The sequence below is a fragment of the Pseudomonas sp. TWI628 genome (assembly GCF_039673865.1).
GTDB lineage: Bacteria > Pseudomonadota > Gammaproteobacteria > Pseudomonadales > Pseudomonadaceae > Aquipseudomonas.
Genome location: NZ_JBDJMM010000039.1, coordinates 21614 through 47252, shown reverse-complemented (window position 1 = coordinate 47252; position 25639 = coordinate 21614). Strand labels below are relative to the sequence as shown.

28 protein-coding genes are annotated in these 25639 nt (G+C 61.3%); 14 read left to right on the top strand and 14 right to left on the bottom strand.

Going from position 1 to position 25639, the window contains the following annotated elements:
* The first annotated feature begins 51 nt into the window (after nucleotides 1-51).
* From ABE528_RS24830 to ABE528_RS24820, 3 genes are all read left to right on the top strand, one after another.
* Complete coding sequence (locus ABE528_RS24830; RefSeq protein WP_346654337.1) at nucleotides 52-411, top strand: DUF2514 family protein; 360 nt, start codon at nucleotides 52-54, stop codon at nucleotides 409-411.
* Between the two features lie 351 nt (nucleotides 412-762).
* The gene (locus ABE528_RS24825) at nucleotides 763-1320 is read left to right on the top strand and encodes a hypothetical protein (RefSeq protein WP_346654336.1); all 558 of its coding nucleotides are present in this window, start codon (nucleotides 763-765) and stop codon (nucleotides 1318-1320) included.
* Nucleotides 1321-1391: 71 nt separating this feature from the next.
* A complete protein-coding gene (locus ABE528_RS24820) occupies nucleotides 1392-2093 on the top strand; it encodes a hypothetical protein (protein ID WP_346654335.1) in 702 nt (233 codons plus the stop codon).
* Here ABE528_RS24820 and ABE528_RS24815 read toward each other — a convergent pair.
* Complete coding sequence (locus ABE528_RS24815; RefSeq protein ID WP_346654334.1) at nucleotides 2040-2651, bottom strand: GNAT family N-acetyltransferase; 612 nt, start codon at nucleotides 2649-2651, stop codon at nucleotides 2040-2042. The two genes, ABE528_RS24820 and ABE528_RS24815, sit on opposite strands and share 54 nt — an antisense overlap.
* A complete protein-coding gene (locus ABE528_RS24810) occupies nucleotides 2648-3193 on the bottom strand; it encodes a GNAT family N-acetyltransferase (RefSeq protein WP_346654333.1) in 546 nt (181 codons plus the stop codon). Before ABE528_RS24810 ends, ABE528_RS24815 begins: the two co-directional genes overlap by 4 nt.
* Nucleotides 3194-3410: 217 nt before the next feature.
* Here ABE528_RS24810 and ABE528_RS24805 point away from each other — a divergent pair, with 217 nt between their 5' ends.
* Nucleotides 3411-3785: a nuclear transport factor 2 family protein gene (locus ABE528_RS24805; protein WP_346654332.1), complete on the top strand. Its 375-nt coding sequence runs from the start codon at nucleotides 3411-3413 to the stop codon at nucleotides 3783-3785.
* Between the two features lie 318 nt (nucleotides 3786-4103).
* On the opposite strand, the gene ABE528_RS24800 is transcribed toward ABE528_RS24805, so the two are convergent.
* Entirely contained in the window at nucleotides 4104-4868 is a 765-nt protein-coding gene (locus ABE528_RS24800; RefSeq protein WP_346654331.1) for a hypothetical protein, read from the bottom strand.
* A gap of 261 nt (nucleotides 4869-5129) precedes the next feature.
* Entirely contained in the window at nucleotides 5130-6251 is a 1122-nt protein-coding gene (locus ABE528_RS24795; protein ID WP_346654330.1) for a site-specific integrase, read from the bottom strand.
* Nucleotides 6252-6354: 103 nt separating this feature from the next.
* Between ABE528_RS24795 and dusA the strand changes: the two genes are divergently transcribed.
* From dusA to ABE528_RS24780, 3 genes are all read left to right on the top strand, one after another.
* Nucleotides 6355-7365, top strand: coding sequence for a tRNA dihydrouridine(20/20a) synthase DusA (gene dusA / locus ABE528_RS24790; RefSeq protein WP_346654329.1), 1011 nt, complete (start codon nucleotides 6355-6357; stop codon nucleotides 7363-7365).
* Nucleotides 7366-7545: 180 nt separating this feature from the next.
* A complete protein-coding gene (gene tal / locus ABE528_RS24785; RefSeq protein WP_346654328.1) occupies nucleotides 7546-8472 on the top strand; it encodes a transaldolase in 927 nt (308 codons plus the stop codon).
* A 96-nt stretch (nucleotides 8473-8568) separates the two neighbouring features.
* Nucleotides 8569-10410: an alkaline phosphatase D family protein gene (locus ABE528_RS24780; protein ID WP_346654327.1), complete on the top strand. Its 1842-nt coding sequence runs from the start codon at nucleotides 8569-8571 to the stop codon at nucleotides 10408-10410.
* 92 nt (nucleotides 10411-10502) lie between these two features.
* On the opposite strand, the gene rssC is transcribed toward ABE528_RS24780, so the two are convergent.
* Nucleotides 10503-10985, bottom strand: coding sequence for an anti-sigma factor antagonist RssC (rssC, locus tag ABE528_RS24775; RefSeq protein WP_027919583.1), 483 nt, complete (start codon nucleotides 10983-10985; stop codon nucleotides 10503-10505).
* The gene (rssB, locus tag ABE528_RS24770; RefSeq protein WP_346654346.1) at nucleotides 10982-12166 is read right to left on the bottom strand and encodes a two-component system response regulator RssB; all 1185 of its coding nucleotides are present in this window, start codon (nucleotides 12164-12166) and stop codon (nucleotides 10982-10984) included. The genes rssC and rssB overlap by 4 nt, the downstream gene beginning before the upstream one ends.
* Nucleotides 12167-12436: 270 nt before the next feature.
* Between rssB and ABE528_RS24765 the strand changes: the two genes are divergently transcribed.
* Nucleotides 12437-12736, top strand: coding sequence for a PilZ domain-containing protein (locus tag ABE528_RS24765; protein WP_152956397.1), 300 nt, complete (start codon nucleotides 12437-12439; stop codon nucleotides 12734-12736).
* A 51-nt stretch (nucleotides 12737-12787) separates the two neighbouring features.
* Here the strand turns inward: ABE528_RS24765 and ABE528_RS24760 are convergent, their stop codons facing one another.
* The gene (locus ABE528_RS24760; protein ID WP_152956396.1) at nucleotides 12788-13495 is read right to left on the bottom strand and encodes a VacJ family lipoprotein; all 708 of its coding nucleotides are present in this window, start codon (nucleotides 13493-13495) and stop codon (nucleotides 12788-12790) included.
* Nucleotides 13496-13684: 189 nt separating this feature from the next.
* Between ABE528_RS24760 and ABE528_RS24755 the strand changes: the two genes are divergently transcribed.
* Nucleotides 13685-14248 (top strand): phosphonoacetaldehyde phosphonohydrolase-related protein, encoded by a 564-nt coding sequence (locus ABE528_RS24755; protein ID WP_152956395.1) that lies wholly within the window; start codon nucleotides 13685-13687, stop codon nucleotides 14246-14248.
* A 123-nt stretch (nucleotides 14249-14371) separates the two neighbouring features.
* Nucleotides 14372-14635 carry a DUF4404 family protein gene (locus tag ABE528_RS24750; RefSeq protein WP_152956394.1) on the top strand — a complete coding sequence of 88 codons (264 nt, stop codon included), beginning with the start codon at nucleotides 14372-14374 and terminating at the stop codon, nucleotides 14633-14635.
* Between the two features lie 39 nt (nucleotides 14636-14674).
* Here ABE528_RS24750 and queF read toward each other — a convergent pair whose 3' ends face one another.
* Together queF and ABE528_RS24740 are read right to left on the bottom strand one after the other, a co-directional pair.
* A complete protein-coding gene (queF, locus tag ABE528_RS24745; protein ID WP_152956393.1) occupies nucleotides 14675-15505 on the bottom strand; it encodes an NADPH-dependent 7-cyano-7-deazaguanine reductase QueF in 831 nt (276 codons plus the stop codon).
* Between the two features lie 68 nt (nucleotides 15506-15573).
* Nucleotides 15574-16107, bottom strand: coding sequence for a plastocyanin/azurin family copper-binding protein (locus tag ABE528_RS24740; protein ID WP_152956392.1), 534 nt, complete (start codon nucleotides 16105-16107; stop codon nucleotides 15574-15576).
* Nucleotides 16108-16257: 150 nt separating this feature from the next.
* Here ABE528_RS24740 and cinR point away from each other — a divergent pair, with 150 nt between their 5' ends.
* Complete coding sequence (gene cinR, locus ABE528_RS24735) at nucleotides 16258-16938, top strand: two-component system response regulator CinR (RefSeq protein WP_085674789.1); 681 nt, start codon at nucleotides 16258-16260, stop codon at nucleotides 16936-16938.
* Nucleotides 16935-18281 carry a heavy metal sensor histidine kinase gene (locus tag ABE528_RS24730; protein ID WP_152956390.1) on the top strand — a complete coding sequence of 449 codons (1347 nt, stop codon included), beginning with the start codon at nucleotides 16935-16937 and terminating at the stop codon, nucleotides 18279-18281. The genes cinR and ABE528_RS24730 overlap by 4 nt, the downstream gene beginning before the upstream one ends.
* Before the next feature lie 39 nt (nucleotides 18282-18320).
* Here ABE528_RS24730 and ABE528_RS24725 read toward each other — a convergent pair whose 3' ends face one another.
* Genes ABE528_RS24725 through ABE528_RS24715 form a run of 3 tightly spaced genes read right to left on the bottom strand, consistent with a single transcriptional unit; the run spans nucleotide 18321 to nucleotide 21563 of the window.
* Nucleotides 18321-19562, bottom strand: coding sequence for a lipoprotein-releasing ABC transporter permease subunit (locus ABE528_RS24725; protein WP_152956389.1), 1242 nt, complete (start codon nucleotides 19560-19562; stop codon nucleotides 18321-18323).
* Nucleotides 19563-19621: 59 nt separating this feature from the next.
* Nucleotides 19622-20305, bottom strand: a complete 684-nt coding sequence (gene lolD / locus ABE528_RS24720; protein WP_176506135.1) for a lipoprotein-releasing ABC transporter ATP-binding protein LolD — start codon at nucleotides 20303-20305, stop codon at nucleotides 19622-19624.
* A 7-nt stretch (nucleotides 20306-20312) separates the two neighbouring features.
* Nucleotides 20313-21563 carry a lipoprotein-releasing ABC transporter permease subunit gene (locus ABE528_RS24715; protein WP_346654326.1) on the bottom strand — a complete coding sequence of 417 codons (1251 nt, stop codon included), beginning with the start codon at nucleotides 21561-21563 and terminating at the stop codon, nucleotides 20313-20315.
* Between the two features lie 93 nt (nucleotides 21564-21656).
* On the opposite strand from ABE528_RS24715, the gene ABE528_RS24710 reads away from it, so the two are divergent.
* Together ABE528_RS24710 and ABE528_RS24705 are read left to right on the top strand one after the other, a co-directional pair.
* Nucleotides 21657-22241 carry a PilZ domain-containing protein gene (locus ABE528_RS24710; protein WP_152956387.1) on the top strand — a complete coding sequence of 195 codons (585 nt, stop codon included), beginning with the start codon at nucleotides 21657-21659 and terminating at the stop codon, nucleotides 22239-22241.
* Nucleotides 22242-22271: 30 nt separating this feature from the next.
* Complete coding sequence (locus tag ABE528_RS24705) at nucleotides 22272-22988, top strand: glycerophosphodiester phosphodiesterase family protein (RefSeq protein ID WP_346654325.1); 717 nt, start codon at nucleotides 22272-22274, stop codon at nucleotides 22986-22988.
* Between the two features lie 48 nt (nucleotides 22989-23036).
* On the opposite strand, the gene sthA is transcribed toward ABE528_RS24705, so the two are convergent.
* Complete coding sequence (sthA, locus tag ABE528_RS24700) at nucleotides 23037-24431, bottom strand: Si-specific NAD(P)(+) transhydrogenase (RefSeq protein WP_060508048.1); 1395 nt, start codon at nucleotides 24429-24431, stop codon at nucleotides 23037-23039.
* A gap of 202 nt (nucleotides 24432-24633) precedes the next feature.
* Complete coding sequence (locus ABE528_RS24695) at nucleotides 24634-25632, bottom strand: FAD:protein FMN transferase (protein WP_346654324.1); 999 nt, start codon at nucleotides 25630-25632, stop codon at nucleotides 24634-24636.
* Between the last annotated feature and the right edge of the window lie 7 nt (nucleotides 25633-25639).

Sequence of the window (25639 nt, the reverse complement as noted above, 5' to 3'; positions counted from 1 at the left end):
TGTCAAGTGGCCACCACCTTGGGTTCTACAGTACCTGCTTGACGATCGACTTTGGCTTCAGATCGTGAAGCTCTTGCTTTGGCTAAGGGAAGGCGAAAGGGAAACATTGGCCTGAGAACTTGCGGTAGTACAGGCGCACCTAGTGACTCAGGCAAGCCGCGCCGTGCCTTGCAGGAGAATGCGAGGAATGATCAGAGGGAACAGAGGGTTGTTGCGGATGCTGGTCATGCTGGCCGGCGGCTGCATGACGATGCAGCCAGACTGGCAGAGCGACCAGGTGCCTGCAGCGCAAATCCTGCTGTTGCTGCCCGAGGCCAGGCATCCACACGCGCCACCATGATGCTCTCCGACCTGCTCACACGGACTGACGCGAGAGCGGGAGAGTTGGCGAAGCTTATGACCGAGCCCTAGTAGCGGACTGGCGTGCGAGGTGTCCTACACTGCCCTCAACAAGCTGCGAGGCAGGTAGGGGAGTCTGCATCCGACCCATTGCAGACGCTGGAAAAACAGCATCTGACAGTCGATCGTAACAGAAGACTGGTGACAGCTATCGGCTGCGCGCGCTTCGTCGACAGTACCCTGCAATGCTTCTAACACTATTCACCTCCGAGGAGCGCCTGCGTTCCGATCGTTGCCATCACCTGTGACTCAGCACGCGCCGCCGAGGGAAATGCCGGCATCGCCTGGCACAAGGTGGCCTAACCTCGGGACATGCGTTAACGTGCGCGGTTATATTTCTTCGGCCCAACCAAAGGAGTGACCGTGCCCGACACCACCCACCCGCCCGAGCAGCTAAGCTTGACCACCCCCTGGGCAACCGAACACCGCCCGTTCTATGTGGTGTCCAAAGGAAAATTCCTCACTCTCTGGATTCTGTCGCTGGGGCTGTATCAGCTGTACTGGGCCTTCAAGAACTGGAAGCAGTTCGAACGCAGCACCGGCGAAAAACAGTGGCCGGTAGCCCGGGCACTGTTTGCGCTGTTTTTCACCCACGCCCTCTACCGCCAGGCCGATGCCCAGCTCAAACGTGACGGCCACGACTTTCAATGGCGCCCTCGCGCGCTGGCAACGCTGTTCGTGATTGGTATGCTCATCAGCAACCTTGCCGACGCCCTATCGCGCCGGAACATCGGTCTTCCCATTACCGACATAGTTAGTCTGGGGATACTGCCGATCACCGGCTGGATCACGTGGCTGGGCCAGCGTGCGCTGAACGCTGCTGCCGGCGACCCCGAGGGTCGCAGCAATGCGCGCCTCACGCCGCTCAACTATGTCTTCATGGCGTTTGTTGCGCTGGTACTGGTGCTTGCTTTGAGCTGACACTGCCCCTTAGTGACCACTGGCCTATTCATCTCAACTCTCAAACACGTGTGATACAGGGAAGACAATCTATGTTTCTCCATCGCTGGAGCTATGTTCTGTTAGTATCCATGCTGCCCCAATTTTGCATGGCGAGCGCGTTTCACCTCGATCCTCGCGGTGAAAAACTCTATCAACAGGCTGTTCCTTATTTGCAACAAGCAAATAATAAGCTCGAAGCAGTTCCGACCAACGCTCCTAGCGCGAACGCGGAGGAGAAGGAGCGCTCTATGGCCTTGGTCGACGAAGCTGGTGCACTGCTCAAACCTGCGATAACTTTGCTTGAACAGGCAGCCACCCTTGGCCATCCCGTAGCTCAATACCGTCTCGGTTTGATCTATGTGATGCTATACCCAAGCGATGTCATAAAAGAAAAGGCTTGCCCCTTGTTTGAGCAAAGCCTTGCTCATGGCTTTGCTCCGCCCGCTCTCGAAATTTCATCTTGGTGTTTGAAGTTTATCGACACGCCTCAATACCAAACTGCGCTACAGGCCATCGAGGTCAGTATGCCCATTTATGAAAAATACTTTCCCCAGCCGGTTGTGAAACTTGAATGCCGTCGTGAAGAACCTGTGGGCCTGGCCATGCAATGGGGCAGCAGTCGTGACTATCAAGCAGAAATATATCGGTTACAGGGTGACAGTAATCGCGCGCAACGTACAGAGTATTACCAGAAGGCTCTAGATGTTAATGACTGTTACAAAGTTAAAAGACGCATGGGGAGGGCTAGTTAATCTTTCCTGGGTCTGCTGCATGCTGCCTATGCCATTATCAATGGCCGCAATGGGTCGAAAGCAGCCGGTCACGACAGAGCGCTTTCGACCCAAAGGGGACATTGAAGGAACGGTCAAATCCTTGATCATTCTTAGAACCTCATAACTACCTGTGGCGGATGTGCGAACAAATCTGTCGCAAACACGAAAACCACAACCCAGGTAGCATTTGACGGCGCGCATATTGGTTGACCGTACATTTAGCGTTACTGCCAGCAGGCAGTGGTCTGCAGCCAGTTGATCAAGCGCAAGCTGTATGGCTCGTCGTCCGATCCCTTGCCCCATCAGAGCGGTGTCACCTAGGAGCACGCCAAGGCTGGCATGGGCTGGATGGTCGCAGGACTCTATCCAGATCGTGCCGATGTCTCGCCCATCGACAACGATAACTTGCCACAGCAATGCCTTTCGACTGGGTTGTGTTCGTGCCATGTAGTGCGAAGCACGCGTATCACTTGCCCAGCGCTCCAGCGCCGCTTGATCGGTCTGAGTGAATGCACGCAGAGCGACCTGTTTCGTCATGAGTCGAGCATCAAGCAATAGCGAGTAAGCGGGAGGGGTTCACCATTTTCTTCAAAGATGCGTTGGCTTCCTGCCTGCGCTGAAAAACCATGCTTGCAGTAAAAGCGTGTGGCTCGCTCGTTGCCATCAAGCACCCACGCACAAACCTGTTGATAGCCATGACCCCTCAATGCCTGCCGGGCCTCTGCCCATAGAGCCGTACCAATACCACACGCCCAGAATGTCGGGTCGAGGTAGATTGCCATCAGTTCAGCAGTGCCGGTGGGAGCATCCTGACCACGGCTAGGGCCGAAGGAAACCCAGCCAACCACTTGCCCATCCAATTCGGCAACGCGAATTGACGGGCTGTCAGACTCGATTGCCTTCTTCAGGAACACCACACGGCGCTCCACACTGGTGTCCAAGGAACTCAGGTATCGTTTTGACAACAGCCCTTCGTAGGCGCTTTGCCAACTGCGGATGTGAAGGATGGCAATGGCAGCGGCATCATCACTGACAGGCTTGCGAACAAGGAGCTTGGATAACAAGCTGATGCTATCCATGTGATCAGATCTAAAAGGGTAATGCGTAGACTTTTGCATGCGCCATGCCAGTTGGCGAGTTACGATCAACTGGCGCTTATGGCGGCATCAGCAAATTTTTCCTGCTTCCCAACCACACAAACTGTTTCGGTGGTGTTCTCAGACCAACAGTAACGGCCTGGTTCCATCCAGCCATGCCTATCGGGGGTTTAACGCTTCGCACAAGGAGGTCAACCACATGAGTGTTTCGAAGGAATGGCTGGAGTCAGCCATTCACGCGCTGGAAGTACGTCTTCTTGAACGCGAGTCTCGCCTTGATCGCGACATACTGAAAAGCTTGCTGGCTCCAGATTTTGTGGAATTTGGCGCGAATGGTGCCGTTTGGAACCGAACACAGATCATTGACGCCTTGCTGGAGCAGGACTTTGTCCAGCGTCAGATCAACGATTTTCAGATACGCATCCTGTCCGATAAAGTGGTGCTGACCACCTATCGATGCACTGTCCTTAGTCCGAGCGGCAGCAGCGAATCTTTGAGAAGCTCAATATGGCGCCAGGTGGGAGACGATTGGCAAATGGCATTCCACCAGGGAACGGCAAGGCCAAGAGTATAAAAAATAGCGTCAGTGAATGGCCGCTTCGGGTCGATAGCTGCCCTTCTCGAGTGACCGCAATCGACCCAAAGCTGCCCTTCACGAGGGGCAGCAATCTGCCAGAAGCGGACTGAGGAGCGGTAAATAAATCTGTCCCCTTTTAGTTGGGTTGCCAAGCGACCCCAAAAGAAAGAATGCGGTGGTCAGGCTCTCTTCGACTGCTGGTTTTGGGGCTGCTTCGCAACCAAACGCGGGACAAGCCCGCTCGCCACAGGTTACTTGTTGCCTGTTCTACCTAAATACCTTGAAAAGGCTGCATCTACCTCGCAGCCAAAAAAGCTAGGACAAATCAGCGACATGGCTGACGCTACTGTCTCGTTCTGCGATGCTCAACATCACCGGTAGCTGCTGCACCACAGATACCTCGGCGGTCTTCTCAAGAAGATCATTCAAGTCGAAAACGGCCATTTCGACATAGCGTTTTATGCACATCCGCTCGTAGGAAACGCTGCGAATACCGTCCAGTACCAGCCAGTTCAAGAACAGTGCGCCCATACCCAGCACCACGATCACCGAGCCCTTGCCCAATGTGAACAAAGGTGTGGCTTTAATAATTTCCGTGCACAACGCGATCATTACGGCGATCAGAGTGGCGAAACTCAGGTTTTGCGATAAAGCAGGTCTGGCGGGTTTTCCGATCAGACCTGCATAAGCTGACAACTCGCGTAGTTTCTCTACCGTGTAGCCCTCCTTGCGTAATCCCTCCAGAAAGAAGGCATAACAAAGGGTGTTTTCCCGCTCAAGGCTCGGCTGCTGGTCAATCGCGTGATCTTCAAACTGCTTCGGGTAAACCATGCGCAATGCCTTAAGGCGCGTGACATAGAGCAGAAGAGCCCAAGGAGCCAGTGCCATGTAGGTGTAAGGAATTAGCGTAGGGTTCTTGATTCCGAACATTGCGAACACAAAAAGCAATGCGGTTGACCCTACAGCTGACCACATTGGCCATAACTTGCGAGCATTATGGAGTTTGAAGATGTGTTTATTGGGTTGTTTACGACTGATTTTATAAAGGGCCTCGAGTTGAGCCCATTCCTTGAGTTTCATAACCAATCCTTATTTTTAAAGTCGTGATAACTGAGCGGCACAACGTTGCCCGCAATTGCCACTGCTTACAATCCACAGCCAAAAAAGACGATCGAAAGGCGACAGATTTATTTTTCTATCACTGTCCGATTTTGGCCGTTAGCGCCCTCCACAAAGGGCGGCTTTGGGTCGAGAGCAGCCGTTCGCGACTGACCGCAATCGACCCACAGCCGATGCCTACCACCAGTAAGCGCTTATCGAGGTAGCATCTTTACCCATCCGCTACTCAGCACGGGCGCCGAGTTTAACCGGTGCCTGAATGATCCGATCCAGCCACGTCCAGCCTTTATACCCATCCCCTCGCCCACGCAAATGGGTATACCGCCGCAGCGAGTTCCAATCACGGTGACCAGATACGCTTGAGACCCTAGGTATGTCCCAGTCCATTTCAAACAACCGACTCACCCCTTCGTGACGCAAGTCGTGGAAGTGCAGATCCTCTATCCCTTTCATCTTGCATGCCTTCGACCAGGCTGTGCCGATTGAATCCGTGTTGTACGGGAATATCTCGCGACACGCTCTGGGCATGCTCTGCACGATGATCCACGCTTCATCCGGCAAGTAACACCAGACATCGTTGCCGATCTTCTGACCAGGGTTTTTCATGTCCCGCACCTTCACTGCCTGCCGGTGCTCATCGAGATCATCCCACCGTATGCGTGTGATCTCGTCCATTCGGCGGGTCGAAAAAATCGCGAACGCTACTACCTTAGGCATGTGGATGACGCTCGGACGCCGCTGCAACATCTCAAAGAAGTGCTCCATCATCTTATCGATCTCATCCAGCGAAGGGCGCCGATCCCGCTCTCGGCTTTTTAGGTTGTACCCGAATTTCTTCAGCACGAGGCGCGCATCTGGCATTGCTTGCGCGTCAATCTCATAACCCCAGGCCGCCCTGGCCAGCGACAGCACCGACCCCAGGTGCGCCAGGTCATTGCCGGCCGTCTGCGGTTTAATGCCTCCACCTTCAGGACTCATGCGCCAGAGCGCGTAATCCACCAGCACCTGCTGGGTGAGGTCGGAATCCACCTTCTCGCCCAAGTAGCTGTTCTTGATGGCATTCAACGTTCGCCGCTTCGTCTCACCCAGCGGCCGGGCTTTCTCGGCTTCGACCAGGTAGCGCTCGATCATGTCCTTGACCGTATGCCCCTTGCGGCTGGCCCGCTCGATAGCGCCAGGTACCGCCAATTCGGTCTCCCGTCGCTTCGCCCAAGCTTGAGCGGCCTGCTTGCGGGCGAATGTCTGGGCTTCTTGATAAACTAAGACACCCTTTTTCTTGAGGCGGATCTGGACGGTGTAGCTGACCGTCCCATCGGCCTTTTTCCTTGCTCTGATCGTTGCCATGGTTTTCGGTGGTACAAGCGTGATTGGCGGTGGTACATCGCACCACTGTCACACTAAAAACGCCCGCCCCCCCCAAAAACGGCACAATAATGCGTAGACCAGAATGCCCCTAGAATCAGCCTCAAAGCCACAAACCACGCGCCCTGAGCCGTCCCGCCGCTTCAGCGTTGCCCCCATGATGGACTGGACCGACAGGCACTGCAGGTTCTTCCTGCGCCTGCTCTCCAAGCACACCCTGCTCTACACCGAAATGGTCACCACCGGTGCCCTCCTGCACAACGACGCCCACCGTTTCCTGCGTCACGACGTTTCCGAGCACCCGCTGGCCCTGCAGTTGGGCGGCAGCGTGCCGGCCGACCTGGCCGCCTGCGCCAAACTGGCCGAGGAAGCCGGCTACGACGAGGTCAACCTCAACGTCGGCTGCCCGAGCGACCGGGTGCAGAACAACATGATCGGCGCCTGCCTGATGGCCCACCCGGCGCTGGTGGCCGATTGCGTGAAGGCCATGCAGGATGCGGTCTCCACGCCCGTGACGGTGAAGCACCGCATCGGCATCAATGGCCGCGACAGCTATGCCGAACTGTGCGATTTCGTTGGCCAGGTGCGTGAGGCCGGTTGCCGGAGTTTTACCGTGCATGCGCGGATCGCGATTCTTGAAGGGCTGTCGCCAAAGGAAAACCGCGAGATCCCACCGCTGCGCTACGACATCGCCGCGCAGTTGAAAGCGGACTTCCCGGACCTGGAGATCGTGCTCAACGGCGGAATCAAGACCCTGGCGGAATGCCAGGCGCACCTTGAAACCTTCGATGGCGTGATGCTGGGGCGCGAGGCGTACCACAACCCTTACCTGCTGGCCGAGGTGGATCAGCAGCTGTTTGCCAGCGAAGCGCCGGTGGTGAGCCGCAGCGCGGCACTGGAGCAGCTGCGGCCGTATATCGTGGCACATATGGAGAGTGGTGGGGCAATGCATCACATTACCCGGCATATTCTGGGGCTTGGGCAAGGGTTCCCGGGGGCGCGGCGGTTCCGGCAACTGCTGTCGGCGGATATTCACAAGGCGGCGGAGCCGCTGAAGGTGTTTGATCAGGCGGCGGAGTTGATGCAGGGGCGGTGAAGTAGGGGCGGGGCTGCCATGTGCATGGCGCTAAAACCCTCAAGACGAACCCCAGGGAACCTCACGCCAGCAGCCGACTCGAATCATCACCTTAGGCAATCCTGCCCCGCCCCACTGGCCTCTTGAGCGCCCGTCGGGCCTCGGGTAATGTCGAGTAAACGCACAGGACAGAGCACGCCCATGACCTCCAAGCTGGAACAACTCAAGCAGTTCACCACCGTGGTTGCCGACACCGGGGACCTGGATGCCATCACCCGTCTCAAACCGGTCGATGCCACCACCAACCCGTCCCTGCTGCTAAAGGCCGCCGCCATCCCGGGCTATGCCGAACTGCTCAAGCAGGTGAAGGCCGATGCCAAGGGCAATGTCGACCTGGCCTGCGACAAGTTCGCCGTGGCCGTGGGCGCGGGCATTCTCAAGGTCATTCCGGGGCGCATCTCCACCGAGGTGGATGCGCGCCTGTCGTTCGATGAGCCAGCACTGCTGAACAAGGCACGCCAGCTGATCGGCCTATACGAAGCGGCAGGGGTGTCGAAAGACCGCGTGCTGATCAAGCTGGCCTCCACCTGGGAAGGCATCCGCGCCGCCGAGAAGCTGGAAAAGGAAGGCATCCAGACCAACCTCACCCTGCTGTTCTCCTTCGCCCAGGCCCAGGCCTGCGCCGATGCTGGCGTGTTCCTGATTTCGCCGTTCGTGGGTCGTATCTACGACTGGTACAAGAAGAGCACCGGCCAGGAATACGTCGGCGCCGAAGACCCAGGCGTACAGTCGGTCACGCGCATCTACAACTACTACAAGGCCAATGGCTACGACACCGTGGTCATGGGCGCCAGCTTCCGCAATCTCGGCCAGATCGAACAACTGGCCGGCTGCGATCGCCTGACCATCAGCCCGGACCTGCTGGACAAGCTGGGCAGCGACCAGGGCGAGCTGCCGCGGATGCTCAAGCCGGGCAATGCCGGTGAAGCCAAACAGGTGCTGAACGAAAGCCAGTTCCGCTGGGCGATGAACGAAGATGCCATGGGCACCGAGAAGCTGGCAGAAGGTATTCGCCAGTTTGCCCGGGATCAGGAAAAACTCGAGAAGTTGATGGCTGAAAAAGCCTGATACATCTAAGGTTTGCCAGGCGGGCGGGAAATGTTCAGCATTTTCCGCCCGTTTCGTTTCAGCGGGCTGTGAACGCGTCCTGAACCTAAAGGCAAAATGACCTCATCCCCATTGCCCCTCGTGCTCGCCGGCCCGGTACTGCGCCGCCTGGAGCCGCAAAGGCTGGCCATCTGGCTGGTTGGCAGCCAACCCCTGCAACCCGAATTCATCCTCGCCGGCACCAGCAAGGTCGATTGCCAGCTCGTTGCCGTCGGCCAGCACGCCTTTATTCACCTGCTGGACATCCACTTCGCCGAGCCCCTGCCGCGCAACGTCGCCATCGCGTACGACCTGCTGATCGACGGCCGGGGCATTGCCGACTGGGCCCCGCACTTGCTCTACCCCGACAGCCCACGCCCCACCCTGGTGCTGCGCGACCGCCTCGACCAGCTGCTGCACGGTTCCTGTCGCAAACCGCATCACCCCGCCGCCGACGGCCTGCTCTGCGCCGACCGTTTGCTGCAGGCCTGCCCACGACCGGAAGACCGCCCCGCCGTGCTGTTGATGACCGGCGACCAGGTTTATGCCGACGACGTCGCCGGCCCGATGCTACGCGCCATTCATTCGCTGATCGAGCGCCTGGGGCTGTTCGACGAAGCGCTGGAAGGCGCGGTGGTCGCCGACAGCCAGGCGCTCTATCGGCATCCGGCCTGCTATTACCACCGCGCCGACCTGCTGCCCGCCCAGGCACGCAACGAAACCCTGCGCGAACGCTTCTTCGGCGGCAAGCGCAAGCCGATATTTTCCTCCAGCAACGCCGACAACCACCTGGTGACCTTTGCCGAAGTCATGGCCATGTACCTGCTGGTATGGGCGCCCGCGCCCTGGCGCCTGGTGGACCTGGGCATGCCGGCTGGCCTGAGCCTGCAGCACCAGGCGCGCTACCGTGAGGAACTGCCACTGATCGAGGCCTTCGCCGCCAGCCTGGGCGACGTGGCACGGGTGATGACCCACCTGCCCTGCCTGATGATCTTCGACGACCACGACATCACCGACGACTGGAACCTCTCGGCACAGTGGGAAGAAACCGCCTACGGTCACCCCTTCTCAAGGCGGATCATCGGCAATGCGCTGCTGGGCTATCTGCTATGCCAGGCGTGGGGCAATGACCCGGATCGCTGCAACGGGCTGATCGGGCAGTGCCAGACACTGCCCCGCCAGCAGGATGAGCTGATCGGTGAGCTGCTGCGCTTCCAGGGCTGGCAGTACAGCCTGCCCAGCGAGCCGCCGCTGCTGGTGCTCGACACCCGCACCCGCCGCTGGCGCAGCGAGAGCGACCTGGGCAAGCCGTCCGGCCTGCTCGACTGGGAAGCGCTGTGCGAACTGCAACAGGCGTTGCTGGACCACCCTTCGGCAATCATCGTGTCACCGGCACCGATCTTCGGCGTCAAGCTGATCGAAACCGTGCAGCGGATATTCAGCTGGCTGGGCTACCCGTTGTTGGTGGATGCCGAGAACTGGATGGCCCACCGAGGCGCGGCGCAGGTGATCCTGAACATCTTCCGCCATTCGCGCACGCCAGGGCACTACGTGATCCTCTCGGGCGATGTGCACTATTCGTTCGTCTACGAGGTGCTGATCCGCCATCGCCAGCGCAGCCCGCATCTCTGGCAGGTGACCAGCAGCGGGATCAAGAACGAGTTCCCACGGCGCTTGCTGGACGTGTTGGACAGGCTCAACCGCTGGCTTTACTCGCCACGCTCACCGTTGAACTGGTTTACCAAGCGCCGGCAGATGGAGGTCGTGCCACGCACGCCCAGCCGCAGCAAGGCCGGGGAGCGGTTATGGAATGGCGCGGGGTTGGGGCAGGTGTTCTTCGATGAGCAGGGGCGGCCGGCGCGAGTGTTCCAGCTGAGTGCGAATGGCAGTGAGGCGACCGAGTTTGCGCAGCGAGAGTGACCAGGCCTGGAGACCTTGCTGGCCTCCTTCGCGGCTGAAGCCGCTCCTGCAGGGACCTCACCCGTCTTGAAGGCTGGTGTAGCCGCAGCAGATCAGGTCCGCTCCAGTGCATTCACCAGGTCATGGAAGGCTTCGCGGTTGGAGTCATTGAGCCCCATGAGAATCTTGTGCGCCTCCAGCACCTTGGAACGCACCACGTCCTCGTTCTGATCCTGCGACGGCAGGTCAGTCAGGCACTCGGGGCGTGGCACCGGGCGGTCGACGATGTTGAACACCTGGTCGAAGCCCATCGATTGCAGCAGGCGCGAAATGTCCGGGTTGGTGGTGACCACGGTCGGCAACAGGCCCACCTTCTGCCGCGACAGGATCGACAGCTTGGCCAGCAGGCCCAAGGTGGTGCTGTCGATGCTTTCGGTTTCGGTCAGGTCGATGACGATGGTCGAGAAGTTCAGCGCGGTGAAAATCTTCTCGATCGTCGCATCCAGCGCCGAACACAGGGTCAGGCGCACTTCACCGACGAATTTCAGTACAAAGGTACCGCTCTGCTCGGCGAACTGGATTCTACCGGTACTCATTGAAGGTTCCTGCTCAACACCAATAGGGCGATATCATCCGGCATCTCCCCAAGCGTAGCCAATCCAAATCGTTGGCGCAGCCCATCCAGGCTACCACCCGCCGCCTTGACGATATCCGGCAAGGCAGCTTCTTTATCTTTGAGCGTATGCCCAGGCAAAAGGTCCAGAATGCCATCGGACATCAGGCTCAGGCTGAACTGCGGCGGCAGCTCGATCACCAGGTCCTGGTAGCTCGCTTCGTCGAACAACCCTACCGGCAGGCCTCGGCCTTCCAGGTAACGGGCCTCGCCCGGGGTATACAGCACCGGCAGCGGCAGGTGGCCGCCCACGGCGTAGGTCAGCAGGCCGGTTTCTTCGTCGATCACGCCACCGACCATGGTCACGTGCTTGCCCAGCTTGCAGTTGATCAGGCCGCGGTTGATGTGGCTGAGTACTTCCGAGGGCTTGAACTCGCGCAGCTTGCTGCTGCGCTTGAATTCGAACAACAGCCGCGTGGTCATGAACTTCAGCAATACCGTGACGAATGCCGACGACGCACCGTGCCCGGAGACATCGGCCAGATAGAAAGCAATGCGCCGCTCATCCACGCGGAAGTAGTCGGCAAAGTCGCCCGACAGGTACAGCGACGGAATGATCTGGTGCTCGAAGGTGAACTCGCCGAGCGTACTGGGGCTTTCCGGCAGCATGTTCATCTGCACCTGGCGACCAGCGGTCTGGTCCTCCTGCAACAGGTGCAGGCTGGCTTCCAGCTCACGGTTGGCCGCTTCCAGCTTGTCGCGGTAGCGCTGGTTTTCCAGCACCAGGCGCGAACGGTCAAGCGCCCGGCGCACCGAGTGTTCGAGCACGGCCAGGTCTTCCAGCGGCTTGATCAGGTAGTCGGCAGCGCCCAGGCGCAAGGCCTCGACCGCGTCGCTCATCACGCCGGCACCCGAGACCACGATCACCGGCAACTGCGGCGCGCGCTCGCTGATCTGGCGGATCAGTTCGAGGCCGCCCATCTGCGGCATGCGCAGATCGCAGATCACGAGGTCGGGCTGGTGTTCTTCGAAGACCTGGAGCCCCTGCTGGCCATTACCGGCCTGGAGGACGCTGAAGCCACTGTCTTCCAGATAGGCGGCGAGGCTCGCACGGACCACGTCGTCATCATCGATGATCAGCAGCGTTGCACTGATTTTCTGCATGTGGGCGAACGGCGCCGATTTGGGTTGGTGCAGGGGCGTCTGCAAGGCTGACATCCAACTGCTGGAATACTCTGTGGTAACGCTCTACTTGAGTTGTAGGCCAAGAACACGGCCCAGGCAACCAATCGAGATACCTCGTAAGGCGCAGACGGTACTCCCATCCGCCAGGCGTTTCAAGCATACGTCGGTCGAGTTCGCTGGTCTTTACAGGGTAAATCACCGAGAGTTATAAAAACGCTAACCAGTACAACCGATTGGGAAGGATGCAGCATGCCTCATACACCCTCCGGCCACAGCGAGAAACGCGATTTCATCCGCATGCGCATCGACACCGGGGTCAGCCTGTTGCATGCGGGGCAGGTCATCGCGGCGGTGTGCCTGGACCTTTCCAGCAGCGGCATGCAGGTGCAGGCGCCGCAGCAATTCAAGGTCGGTGACCACCTGGAGGTGCGCATCGACTCCGATCACCCGGCACTCAAGGGCCTGCATGCCAGTACCGAGGTGGTGTGGATCGCCGATCAGCCCGGCGGGCAGCAGAAGTTCGGCCTGCGCATCCTGGCCATGCATTGAGCTGAACTAAAAACGGCGACCCGATGGTCGCCGTTTTCATGCCTGCAAGGATCAGAAGTCGTCTTCGACTTCGCCATCCTTGACCTTGAACTCGCGGTTCTGAAGGTAGGCATTACGGATGAAGATGTACTTGTCACCCTGGATCAGCTTCTCGGCCGACAGCAGGCTGGCCCGGGTGTCGACCACGTTGAGGGCGAAGATCGAGTTACGCACCGGCACGTCGTTGATGTAGCGGTAGGGTTCGGTGTAGGTGTCCGGGTACTTGGCCAGGCCGTCACGCACGGTGCTCGGGCCGAGCAGCGGGATCACCACGTACGGACCGCTGGGCACGCCCCAGTGACCGAGGGTCTGGCCGAAGTCTTCGTCGTTGCGCTGCAGGCCCATCTTGCTGCCGACATCGAAGAAGCCACCGATGCCGAACACGGTATTGACGATCAGCCGCGCAGTGTCGACGCCCGCCGCATGGGGCTTGAATTGCAAAACGTCGTTGGCCAGGTTGGTGACATCACCGACGTTGTTGAACATGTTGTGGATGCCATCCTGCAAGAACTGCGGGGTGACCCACTGGTAGCCCTTGGCCAATGGCTTGAGGCCATAGGTATCGATCGTATCGTTGAAACGGAAGATCGGGCGGTTGACCGCTTCCCAGGGATCTTCCTCGGTGGCGGCATGGGTGGCTGCCACGGGCGCCAGCAACAAGCTGGCGCAGACACAGGCCTGGGTGACTCGTTCGATCACACCGGCACCGATCCTACGCATAGATATTTCTCCATCGAATTTCTCGGCCGCAAGCGCCTCGCGAGCGCTGCTGTACGGCGGCAGTATAGAGCCTTGTAGGCTGATAAACAGCTTTACACATTTTTGCTCAATGAAATGTGAACAACTGTTGCCCGTCACAGCACGGTAACAATCGTCGAATAGCCTGCGGACTATTTCAGGGACGTTACCATGCTCGCTGCACCCGCCATTACCGCTGTGCTGTTCGGCCTGCGCGGTTGCCTGGTCCAGGCCACCGACGGCAGCCCCCTGCCCGCCCCTGGCGCCCTCGAAACGCTGGCCAGCCTGCGCCACGCGCAGGTGCCGTGCATCTGGCTGGACGACCTGGGTAGCCTGCAGAGCAGGCGCCTGGCCAGCGTGCTACCGGACTGGCTACCGGGCCACGCGGTCAACGGCGTACGCTGGCCGGCACCAAACGCTTGCTGGCAGGCCTTGATGAGCCTGGACAGCGAACGCCTGGAGGGCTGCGTGCTGGTCAGCGGTGAGCCAAAGCTTTTGCAATCTGGCCTCAACGCCGGCTTGTGGACGGTGGGCCTGGCGGCCTGCAGCCCCTCGTGCGACCTCTCCTCCCGGCAGTGGCAGGCCATGACCCAGCAAGAGCAGGATCTGGCCCGCGGCAAGGCCACCCTGGCCTTGTTCAGCCTGGGCGTGCATTCGGTGATCGACCACCTCGACGAACTGGACGCCTGCCTTGCCGACATTGCCCTGCGCTGCAGCAAGGGTGAAAAACCCTGACACAGCCCCATTGATACGGATCATGCAAAGCGCCAGCGAGTGGATTACGCTAGGAGACAGGCGAGAACCTTTGCCGCTTCGCTGAGGTCCATGCCTTGCCAAGCCATTGATGGAGAACAACCGATGCCTGCCCGCGAATTGCAAGAGCGCCTGAACAGCCTGCGCGAGCAACTGGACCGCAACGTACCGCTTTCGGATGAAGAACTGGCCGCCCTGCACGAAGAGGCCAGGCAGATCGAAGCGCAGTTGAAGCTCGAGGAAGCCACGCCGGACAACAATGTGGTCGACGGGGTGAACCTGGCGATCGAACGCTTCGAGGCCGAACACCCGGATTTGACCGCCACCCTGCGCAGCATTGCCAACTCGCTGCACAGCATGGGGATCTGAAATGACTGGGGCCGCTTTGCGGCCCCAACTACACAGAACTTACTGGCGAACCAGTCGCAGGTTCGCCGGGCTGATCGCCCCGGTGCTGCGGTACGGGTTGATATCCAGCCCACCGCGGCGCACATACCGCGCATACACGGTCAGGTGCTCAGGCTGCAGCAGGTTCTTCAAGTCCAGGTAGATCCGCTCCACGCACTGCTCATGGAAGTCGGCATGCTGGCGGAAGCTGATCAGGTAGGTCAGCAGGCTGGCATGGTCCAGCGCCCTGCCCTTGTACTCCACCACCACGCTGCCCCAGTCCGGCTGGCCGGTCACCGGGCAATTGGATTTGAGCAGGTGGCTGTGCACGGTCTCTTCGACAATGCGTTCAGGGTTGCAGCTCAGCAACTCCGGTTGCGGCTGTTCATAGTTGTCGATCACCACATCCAGCGCATCGATGCACTGCCCAGGCAACGCCACCACACCCTGGGCCTCCACTTCAGCCAGGGTACGCACCTGTACGCCTACCGGCTTGCCAGCGGCCGCCGACAAGTCTTTCACCAGGCACGCCTGCAGCTCGCCAATCGAGGCGAACACAGTCTGGTTCAACGAGTTGAGGTAGAGCTTGAACGACTTCGATTCGATGATGTTCGGCGAATCGGCCGGAATTGCGAACTCACCGATGGCCACCACCGGCTTGCCGGAGGGCAGCAACCACGACAACTCGAAGCAGTTCCAGTAGTCCACGCCCTGCCACGGCAGGGTCTGGGCCGTCACGCCCAGTTCTGCCCATTTGGCCGTACGCGGGATCGGGAACAGCAACGAAGGCGTGTAGGTAGCGATGTATTCGCTGGACTTGCCCAGCGGAGAATGTTCGGCAGCGGGGTGCATGGAAACTGACCTGGAGGTTCGAAATTGCCCCTAGTCTACCGGTTTTGCACCCCGCCTTGGAGTGCCAGTCATTCGATGGTCAACTCCCCGACCATACCGGCCTGATAATGCCCCGGCACGTTGCAGGCGAATTCGATCGGTGCCGACTTGCGGAAGGTCCAGGTCAGCTCGGCGCGCTGGCCGGGCTGCACCAGTACGGTGTTGCCACCGCCGTGGCCATGGGCACCGTGGTCCATCTGGCCAGGGGTCATCGGGGCATGGCCCATCTGCGAATGGTCCATGCCCTCATGCTGCATGGCCGCGTTGTACATCTTGCCCTGCATGGCGATCATTTGCTTCTGGTGTTCGGCGTGCATGGCCTTGTCACCGAGGTTGAACTCATGGGGCAGCTTGCCTTCGTTGATCAGCACGAAGCGCACGGTCTCGCCGGCTTTAACATGCAGGCTCTTGGGCTCGAAGGCGATGTCCTTGAGCACCACTTCGACGGTGCGGGTGGCCTTGGCTGCCGGGGCCGGCTCGCCGAATGCGAAGGTTTTCGCCTCGCCGGCCAGGGTGGGCAGGCTGACCAGGGCCAAAGCGGCAGCGATGAACAGGTGTTTCATGATGACTCCGAAGATCACAGCGGGATGAGACCACTCTAGAAAGGCACGGCTGGCGGTTAGCTGACGGGAAGATTACAACTTTGTCAGCTTGGGCGAGCAGGCACATCGTCACGTATCATTTCAGCCATCACCCGACCCTGTGGGAGTCCCATGAAACTGCTGATCGTCGAAGACCAGGCCCGCACCGGCCAGTACCTGAGCCAAGGCCTGAGCGAAGCCGGCTTTGCCACCGAACTGGCCACCGACGGCGAGACCGGCCAGTACCTGGCCCTGACCGGCGACCACGACCTGCTGATCCTCGACGTGATGCTGCCTGGGCGTGATGGCTGGCAGATTCTGCAGGCCGTGCGCACTGCCGGGCTGGACACCCCGGTGCTGTTCCTCACCGCCCGCGACGCCGTCGAAGACCGCGTGCACGGCCTGGAGCTGGGCGCCGACGATTACCTGGTCAAACCCTTCGCTTTCTCCGAGCTGCTGGCCCGGGTACGCAGCCTGCTGCGCCGCGGCGCCAGCCCCAGCCAGGACACCACCCTGACCCTGGCCGACCTGCGCCTGGACCTGATCCGCCGCCGCGCCGAACGAGCCGGCACGCGCATCGACCTGACCGCCAAGGAGTTCGCCCTGCTCGAGCTGCTGCTGCGCCGCCAGGGCGAGGTGCTGCCCAAATCGCTGATCGCCTCGCAAGTGTGGGACATGAACTTCGACAGTGACACCAACGTGATCGAAGTGGCGGTGCGCCGCCTGCGCCTGAAGATCGACGACCCGCATCCGAACAAGCTGATCCATACCGTGCGCGGCATGGGCTACGTGCTCGAAGAGCGCCACGACTGATGCGCAGGCTTTCCCTCGGCACGCGCCTGGCACTGCTGTTTGCCGGCTGTACTGCCGCCGTATCGCTGGGCGCGGGGCTGTTGTTCAGCCATGCCAGCGAGCAGCATTTCGTCGAACTGGACCAGCAACTGCTGGAGTCGCGCCTTTCCCTGTTTCGCAGCCAGCTCGCCGGCCTGAAGGGCCCTGACGAACTGCAAGGCCGCTTGCCAGCCCTGCGCAACGAGCTCAACCATCAGGCTGACCTGGCGCTGCGCATCACTGGCCGCGACGGCGCGATCTGGTTCACCAGCCGCGACGGCCTGCCTGGCACGCCACCAACGCCGGGGCTTACAACCCTGCACGCAGATGGCGTCGATTATCGAAGCCTGGCCGTGCCGCCGGACGCTCAGACGGCTGCGCAACTGACGCTGTTTCTCGATATCACCCATCACCAGCACTTCCTGCAGGGCATGCAACGCCTGATCTGGCTCACTGTCGGGCTGTCGGCGCTGGCCACTGCGCTGCTCGGTGCCTGGGCCGCACGCAGCGGCCTGCGCCCCTTGCGCCAGATGGGCCAGGTGGCCGCCAGCGTGTCGGCGCGCTCGCTGACCACACGCCTGCCGGTGGCGCAGATGCCCGAGGAGCTGGCGGAGCTGGCCACTACCGTCAACGCCATGCTGCAACGCCTGGACGACGCCTTTCAGCGCCTGTCGGCGTTCTCTGCCGACATCGCCCACGAGTTGCGCACACCGTTGTCCAACCTGCTGACCCACACCCAGGTCACCCTCACCCGCCCGCGCAGCCTGGAGGAATACCGCGAGGCACTGCATGGCAACCTCGAGGAGCTGCAGTGGATGGCGCAGATGATCAACGACATGCTGTTCCTCGCCAAGGCCGACCACGGCCTGCTGGTGCCGGGGCAGACCGCGCTGGCCTTGCACGATGACGTGGATGCGCTGCTGGAGTATTACGCGCCGCTGGCCGAGGACAACCAGGTGCAGTTACTGCGCGAGGGCGAGGCGCTATTGCAGGGGGACCGGCCTATGCTGCGTCGGGCCCTGTCGAACCTGCTGGACAATGCCTTGCGCTTTACCCCGGCAGGCGGGCAGATACGGGTGACGTTGGAGCCGGGGCTGCGGATTTGCGTGGCCAATACCGGGGCGGCAATCGAAGCGGCAGCGTTGCCGCGCCTGTTTGATCGCTTCTACCGGGTGGACCCGGCGCGGCGAGAAGGCAGCAGCGAGCATGCGGGGCTGGGGTTGGCGATTACCCGGTCGATCGTGCAGGCCCATGGCGGGAGTATTCGGGCGGAATGTCAGGACGGCTGGACGCGGTTTGTGATCGAGCTGCCTGAAAGTCGGTGAACCGGGGCCGCTTGGCAGCCCCGGAATCTCAGGCGAACATCAAACTGCCAGGCCAATCGCCGGTTGCACCTGCGACGCCCGGTAAGCGGGATAGATTGTCGCCAGGAAGCTCATCACCAGCCCGGCAGCGCAGATCATCAGCACATCCCCCCCCTGCAGCTCGGACGGCAAGCTGCTGACGAAATAAACATCGGACGTGAAGATGTGCTGCCCGCTCACCCGTTCCAGCCAGCCAACGATCTGGCTGACATTGAGCGCTGCAATCACCCCGAACACCCCACCGATCAGGGTGCCGACAATGCCGATCAGGCTGCCCTGAACCATGAACGTCCCCATGATCTGCGCCGGCGTGGCACCCAGCGTCCGCAAGATGGCGATGTCCGGCCCTTTGTCGTTCACCACCATCACCAGAGTGGCGATGATGTTGAACGCCGCCACGGCGATGATCATCAGCAGCAACAGGCCGATCATGGTCTTTTCCATCTTCATCGCGCTGAACAGGCTGCCCTGGGTATGCGACCAGTCATCGGCACGGTAGCCATCACCCAAACCGGCAGCGATCGCCTTGGACACCTGCGGCGCGGCATACAGGTCGTGCAGCTTCAGGCGCACGCCCTGTACCTGCCCTGGCGCCCAGCGCTGCATTTCACCGGCATCGGCCACGTGCATGTAAGCCTGCGAGCCGTCCAGCTCGGCACCCACCTTGAAGATGCCGACCACGGTCAGGCGCTGCATGCGCGGGGTGATACCACCGGGTTCCTTGCTGATTTCCGGCACGATCAGGGTCAGCTTGTCGCCGGTGTTGAGGCGGAAGCGCCGCGCGGTCAGTTCACCGATGACCACGCCGTACTCACCCGGCTGCAGGTCCTGCAGGCGGCCCTGGACGATATGCTGGCCGACGATGGAAACCTTGCCTTCCTCGGCCGGGTCGATGCCGCTGACCTGGATCGGCTGCATCGCCCCCTTGTACGAGAGCATGCCTTCCATCTCGGTGATCGGCGCCGCCGCCATCACGGCCGGGTTCTGCAACGCAGCGTCGGCCGCCTTGTGCCAGTCGTCCAGTGGCTGCACGCCCAGGATCGAGGCATGCGGCACCAGGCCGAGAATGCGCGAACTCATTTCGCGCTGGAAGCCGTTCATCACCGACAGCACCACGATCATCGCCAGCACGCCCAGCGACAGGCCGATCATCGAGGTCATCGAAATGAACGAGATGAAGTGGTTGCGGCGCTTGGCCCGGGTGTAGCGCGCGCCGATGAAGATGGGCAAGGGTCTGAACATGTAGGAAACACCCAATTAAAACGGGAAAACGGGGCAGCGCTGCCACCCCGTGCACTCGGTCAGATCGCCACCAGGTGGCCGTCGTCGAGCTTCAATACGCGGTCCATCTGGCGCGCCAGGTTGAGGTCGTGGGTCACCACCAGGAAGGCAGTACGCGACGCACTGGACAGCTCCTGCATCAATTCCTGAATGCCCTGGGCGGTGTGGTGGTCGAGGTTGCCGGTGGGCTCGTCGAGCATCACCAGCCCCGGGCGGTTGACCAGGGCACGGGCGATCGCCACACGCTGGCGCTCGCCACCGGACAGCTCGGCCGGCTTGTGGTGCAGGCGATGGCCCAGGCCGACCCGCTTGAGCAGCGCCTCGGCGCGCTCACGGGCCTCCGGGATGGCGGTGCGGCCGATCAGCAGCGGCATGCACACGTTCTCCATGGCGGTGAACTCTGGCAACAGGTGGTGGAACTGGTAGACGAAGCCCAGCTCGCGGTTGCGCAGCAGGCCGCGGGCGCGCTCGCCGAGCGCCGACAGCTCTTCGCCGGCCAGCCATACGCTGCCCTGGGTCGGCCGGTCGAGGCCGCCGAGCAGGTTGAGCAAGGTACTCTTGCCGGAGCCGGAGCTGCCGACGATGGCCACGCGCTCACCCGCGTGCAGCTCCAGGTTGAGCCCGGACAGCACCTGCACCGACTCCGGGCCCTCGTCGTAGGACTTGCCCAGGTTGCGGCAACTCAGAACGGCTTTATCACTCATGCGCGACTCACTCATAACGTAGCGCCTCTGCAGGCTGGGTGCGGGCCGCACGCCAGGCCGGGTACAGGGTGGCGAAGAAACTCAGGACCAGCGCCGCACCGCAGACCATGTACACGTCCTGGGCCTGGATCTGCGAGGGCAGGTAATCGATGAAATACACGTCGGCGTTGAGGAACTTGTGCCCGATCAGCTTCTCGATGCCGGCGATCGCCGCGCTCACGTTCAGCGCGGCGACGATCCCGACCACGGCGCCGATCAGCGTGCCGATCACCCCGATCACCGTGCCCTGGACCATGAAGATCAGCATGATCTGCCCGGGCGTGGCGCCCAGGGTACGCAAGATGGCGATATCGCCGCGCTTGTCGTTGACCACCATCACCAGGGTGGAAATGATGTTGAACGCCGCCACCGCGACGATCAGCAGCAACAGCAGGCCGATCATGGCCTTTTCCATGCGGATCGCCTGGTACAGGTTGCCGTGGGTGCGGGTCCAGTCGCGGCTGTAGTACTCCTGGTCGCCCAACTGCTGGGCGATGCTCCAGGCCACCCGCGGCGCCTGGAACAGGTCGTCGAACTTCAGGCGCAGGCCCTGCACCTGATCCGGCTTCCAGCGGTGCAGGCGGGACAGGTCGGTGATGTTGGTCAGGCCCAGGTAACCGTCGATCTCGCCAGCGCCAACGTGGAAGGTGCCGACCACGGTAAAGCGCTTCATGCGCGGGAACATGCCGGCCGGGGTCACGCTGACCTCGGGGGCGACGAAGGTCAGCTTGTCGCCGATGGCGACGCCCAGCTTGGCTGCGGCCTTGTCGCCGATCATGATGCCCCACTCGCCCGGCGCCAGCTGGTCGAGGCTGCCTTGCTGGATGAAGTTGTCGATGATCGACACCTCGCGCTCGCGCGCCGGGTCGATGCCGTTGAGCAACACCTTCTGCACCTTGCCGTCATGGGTCAGCAGGCCCTGCATCTGCGTGTACGGGGCAACCGCCAGCACCTGCGGATTCTGCTTTACTTGTTGGGCAAGGGCAGACCAGTCGTTGATCGGCTGGCCGCTCTCCAGCGTGGCGTGGGGGATCATCCCCAACACGCGGGTACGCATCTCGTGGTCGAAACCGTTCATGACCGAGAGCACCACGATCATCACCACCACGCCCAGGGCGAGGCCGATCATCGAGGTCAGGGAAATGAACGAGACGAAGTGGTTACGGCGCTTGGCACGGGTGTAACGCGTACCGATGAATGCGAAAAGAGGTCTGAACATGTCGGGGCTTGTTCGGATGAAAGGGAACGTCCTTGTGGCGAGGCGCCTACGGCGGCTTTACACTCGGACCACCGCCGCAACCATGGGTTCGCCATGACGACATTAGACGAAGAAGATCGCCGCGAATACTACCGCATCGAAGATCGGATCGCACTGGAAATCAGCCCCCTCAGCGCGGCCGAAGCCCTTGAAGCAGAACTGTTGCAGGATGATTCGCCGTTATTCAACCTGCTCAGCGAGCTGCACCTGTCCGACTTCGAGTCGCAGCACCTGCTGCGCCAGCTGAGCGACAAGGACCGCACCCTGGCGGCCTTCCTGCGCGCACAGAACAAGCGCCTCGACCTGCTCAGCGCAGTGGTCGCGCAAACCCTGCTCGGTGAAATCGGCCAGCCGCAACCGGTGATCATCTCCGAAGGTGGCATCGAGTTCGCGCAACCTCAGCAGATCGCCCCCGGCACCCGGGTGAAGGTGAAGATGGTGCTGATGCCACGCGCCCACGGCCTGCTGCTGCGCGGCAGGGTTACCCATTGCGACCTGCGCCCGGACGGCAATTTCGAGGTCGGCACGGAATTCACCGACATGACCGATGCCCAACGGCAACTGCTGGCCCGCCATATCCTGCAACGCCAACAGCAGCAACGGCGCCAGCAACTGGAACAAGATGGCCCCGCCTCCTGAGCCCTATCCCCCTGATTTGAAGGAACGAACGTGACCCTGATCTACGGCCACCGCGGCGCCAAGGGCGAAGCCCCCGAAAATACCCTGAAGAGCTTTCAGCAGTGCCTGTCCCACGGCGTGACCCGCTGCGAACTGGACCTGCACCTGTCAGCCGACAACGAACTGATGGTAATCCACGACCCTACCCTCAAGCGCACCACCGGCCGGCGCGGCAAGGTGGTCGAGCACCCGGCCGCCGAACTGATCAAGATCGATGCGCGCAAGGGTGGCCCGGGCCACGTGCAACCCTGCCCTATCCCGAAACTCGAAGAACTGTTTGAAAAATGCCCGTTCGAGCATTGGCAACTGGAGGTCAAGAGCGCCTCGCGCACCCGTGCCGCCACCACCGTGCTGGCGATTCGCGAACTGGCGCAGCAATACGGCCTGCTGGACAAGGTGACCATCACCTCCAGCTCACGCGAAGTGCTGGGCGCTGCTCTGGAGCTGGTACCGGACGTGAAACGCGGGCTGGTAGCCGAATACGCCTGGCTCGACCCGCTGAAGGTCGCGCAGAACTACCAATGCGAGCTGCTGGCGTTGAACTGGACACTGTGCACGCCTGAGCGCCTGCTCAAAGCCCAGGGCCAGGGTCTGCATGTGTCGGTATGGACGGTCAACGAACCGGCACTGATGCGCCGGCTCGCTGATTTTGGCGTGGACAGCCTGATTACAGACTTTCCCGGTTTGGCCAAGACCACCCTCGGGTAGGGCTGAAATCGGTCTCCCCGACCGGCTCAGGCCACCGGCCGGAGCCGCTTAAAAAAGCCGGTTCAGGCCGTCGTAGGCAGCTACCCGATAGGCTTCGGCCATGGTCGGGTAGTTGAACGTGGTGTTGACGAAGTACTTCAGATTATTCTGCTCGCCCGGCTGGTTCATGATCGCCTGGCCGATGTGAACGATTTCCGAAGCCTGGTAGCCGAAGCAGTGCACGCCGAGGATTTCCAGGGTTTCGCGGTGGAACAGAATCTTCAGCATGCCTTGCGGCTCGCCGGCGATCTGCGCGCGCGCCATGCCCTTGAAGAACGCCTTGCCCACTTCGTACGGCACCTTGGCCTGGGTCAGCTCCTGCTCGTTCTTGCCGATCGAGCTGATCTCCGGGATGGTGTAGATGCCGGTCGGCACGTCGTTGACGAAGCGCCAGCTGCCGTTGTCGACGATGCTGCCAGAGGCCGAACGGCCCTGGTCGTGGGCAGCACTGGCCAGGCTCGGCCAGCCAATCACGTCACCGGCGCCATAGATGTTCGGCACGCTGGTGCGGTAGGCCTCGTCGACCTCGATCTGGCCACGGCTGTTGACCTTGATGCCGATGTTTTCCAGGCCCAGCTTGTCGGTGTTGCCGGTACGGCCGTTGCACCACAGCAAGGCGTCGGCCTTGATCTTCTTGCCCGACTTCAGGTGCAGGATCACCCCGTTTTCCAGGCCTTCAACCCGCTCGTAGTCCTCGTTGTGGCGTACGGTGATGTTGTTGTTGCTGAAGTGGTAGCTCAGCGCCTGGGAAATTTCCGAATCCAGGAAGCTCAGCAGCTGGCCGCGGTTGTCGACCAATTCGACCAGCACGCCCAGGCCGCTGAAGATCGAGGCGTATTCGCAACCGATCACCCCGGCGCCGTAGACAATCAGCTTGCGCGGGGTGTGGCTGAGGCTGAGGATGGTGTCGCTGTCGTAGACGCGCGGGTGGTGGAAATCGATGTCGGCCGGGCGGTACGGGCGCGAGCCGGTGGCGATGATGATGTGCTTGGCGTTGAGCTTCTCGACCACGCCATTCGGGCAGACCACTTCGACGGTCTGCTCGTCGGCGAAGCTGCCAGTGCCAAAGAACAGATCGACGCGGTTGCGGGCGTAGTAGCCGGTACGCGAAGCGACCTGCTTGGCAATGACCTTCTCAGCGCTCTTGAGCACGTCCGGGAAGGAGAACCAGCGCGGTTCACCGATGGCCCGGAACATCGGGTTGGTATTGAACTGCATGATCTGCCGCACCGAGTGACGCAGCGCCTTGGACGGGATGGTGCCCAGGTGGGTGCAGTTACCGCCGACCTGACGGCGGCTGTCGACCATTGCCACCTTGCGCCCCGCTTTGGCGGCGTTCATTGCCGCGCCTTCACCGGCCGGGCCGGAACCCAGCACCACTACGTCGTAGTTGTAGACAGCCATGCGTACTCCTTCAGAACTGGCCCGGGGTTACGGTTACCCGCGGGACTCGATCATGCCGCCGGGGCGCCATGAGAAAATTCGGGTGCAGTCTAATCAAGCGTGAACGCCGCGCACATTAACCCTTGGTCGCGTCGTAGGCCAATTTTGCCTGCACTACATGTCATTCACCGATCCCTGGCGGCGATCATCCCTGGCAACGCTTTCAATCGCCTTTCACCGCCTGCTCGAATGCAGGGGTCGCTCGGGAGACGAAGCCACCTTCGGCCCGAGTCACCAAAACCGCAGCCAGATCATGGGCCACGGCGAAATCCCAGCCGCGCTCTGGCCCGAGGATCAACAGCAGGGTCGAATAGCCATCGGCCTGCAGCGCCGAGGCATCGAGCACGGTGACTGCGGCCAGGTCATGGTCGACCGGGCGCCCCAGGCGGGCATCGAAGGTGTGTGAATAGCGCCGGCCATTCTCCTCGAAATAATGGCGATAGTCACCCGAGGTCGACACCCCCAGGCCGTTGACCGGGATGATCTGGCGGGCAATCTGGCGGTCCTCGCGCGGCAGCTCCAGGGCAATGCGCCAGGCGCTGCCGTCGGGCTTGCGGCCTACGGCCTTGAGCTCGCCGGTGGCTTCGGCGACGAAACTGGCCACGCCCATGGCGCGCAGGCGCTCGGCGATCAGGTCGACGGCGTGGCCAGCGGCGATGCTGTTGAAATCCAGTTGCACCGGGGCATCCTTGCACAGTGCCTGGCGGTCGATGCGCAAGTGGCGGTAGCCGACGCGCTGGCGGGCCTGGGCCAGGGCCTGCAGGTCGGGCACCTGCTCGTGACGGGCTTGCGGGCCGAAGCCCCAAAGGTCTAGCAGTGGCTCGACGGTGAGGTCGAAAGCGCCGTCGCTCAAGTCGGCGAGGTGCTGGCCGAAGGCGACCAGCTCAAGCATGTCGGGCGGCAATGCCATGCACTGGTTGGCGGGCAGCTGGTTGAACTGGCTGACGGTGGAATCGCCGCGGTAGGTCGAGTAATGCTGATCAATGTCGTTGAGGAGGGTCTCGACCGCCGCCTGGACCTGGGCCGGTGCCGGGCCACCGGGCTCGCGGACGTACTGGATGCTGTAGCTGCTGCCCATGGTCGGGCCACCCAGGCGTTCCAGGGTGGGGCCTTGGTTGCAGGCGGTGAGGAGCATCAGGATGAACAGGAGGGTTATGCGCAAAGGTCGG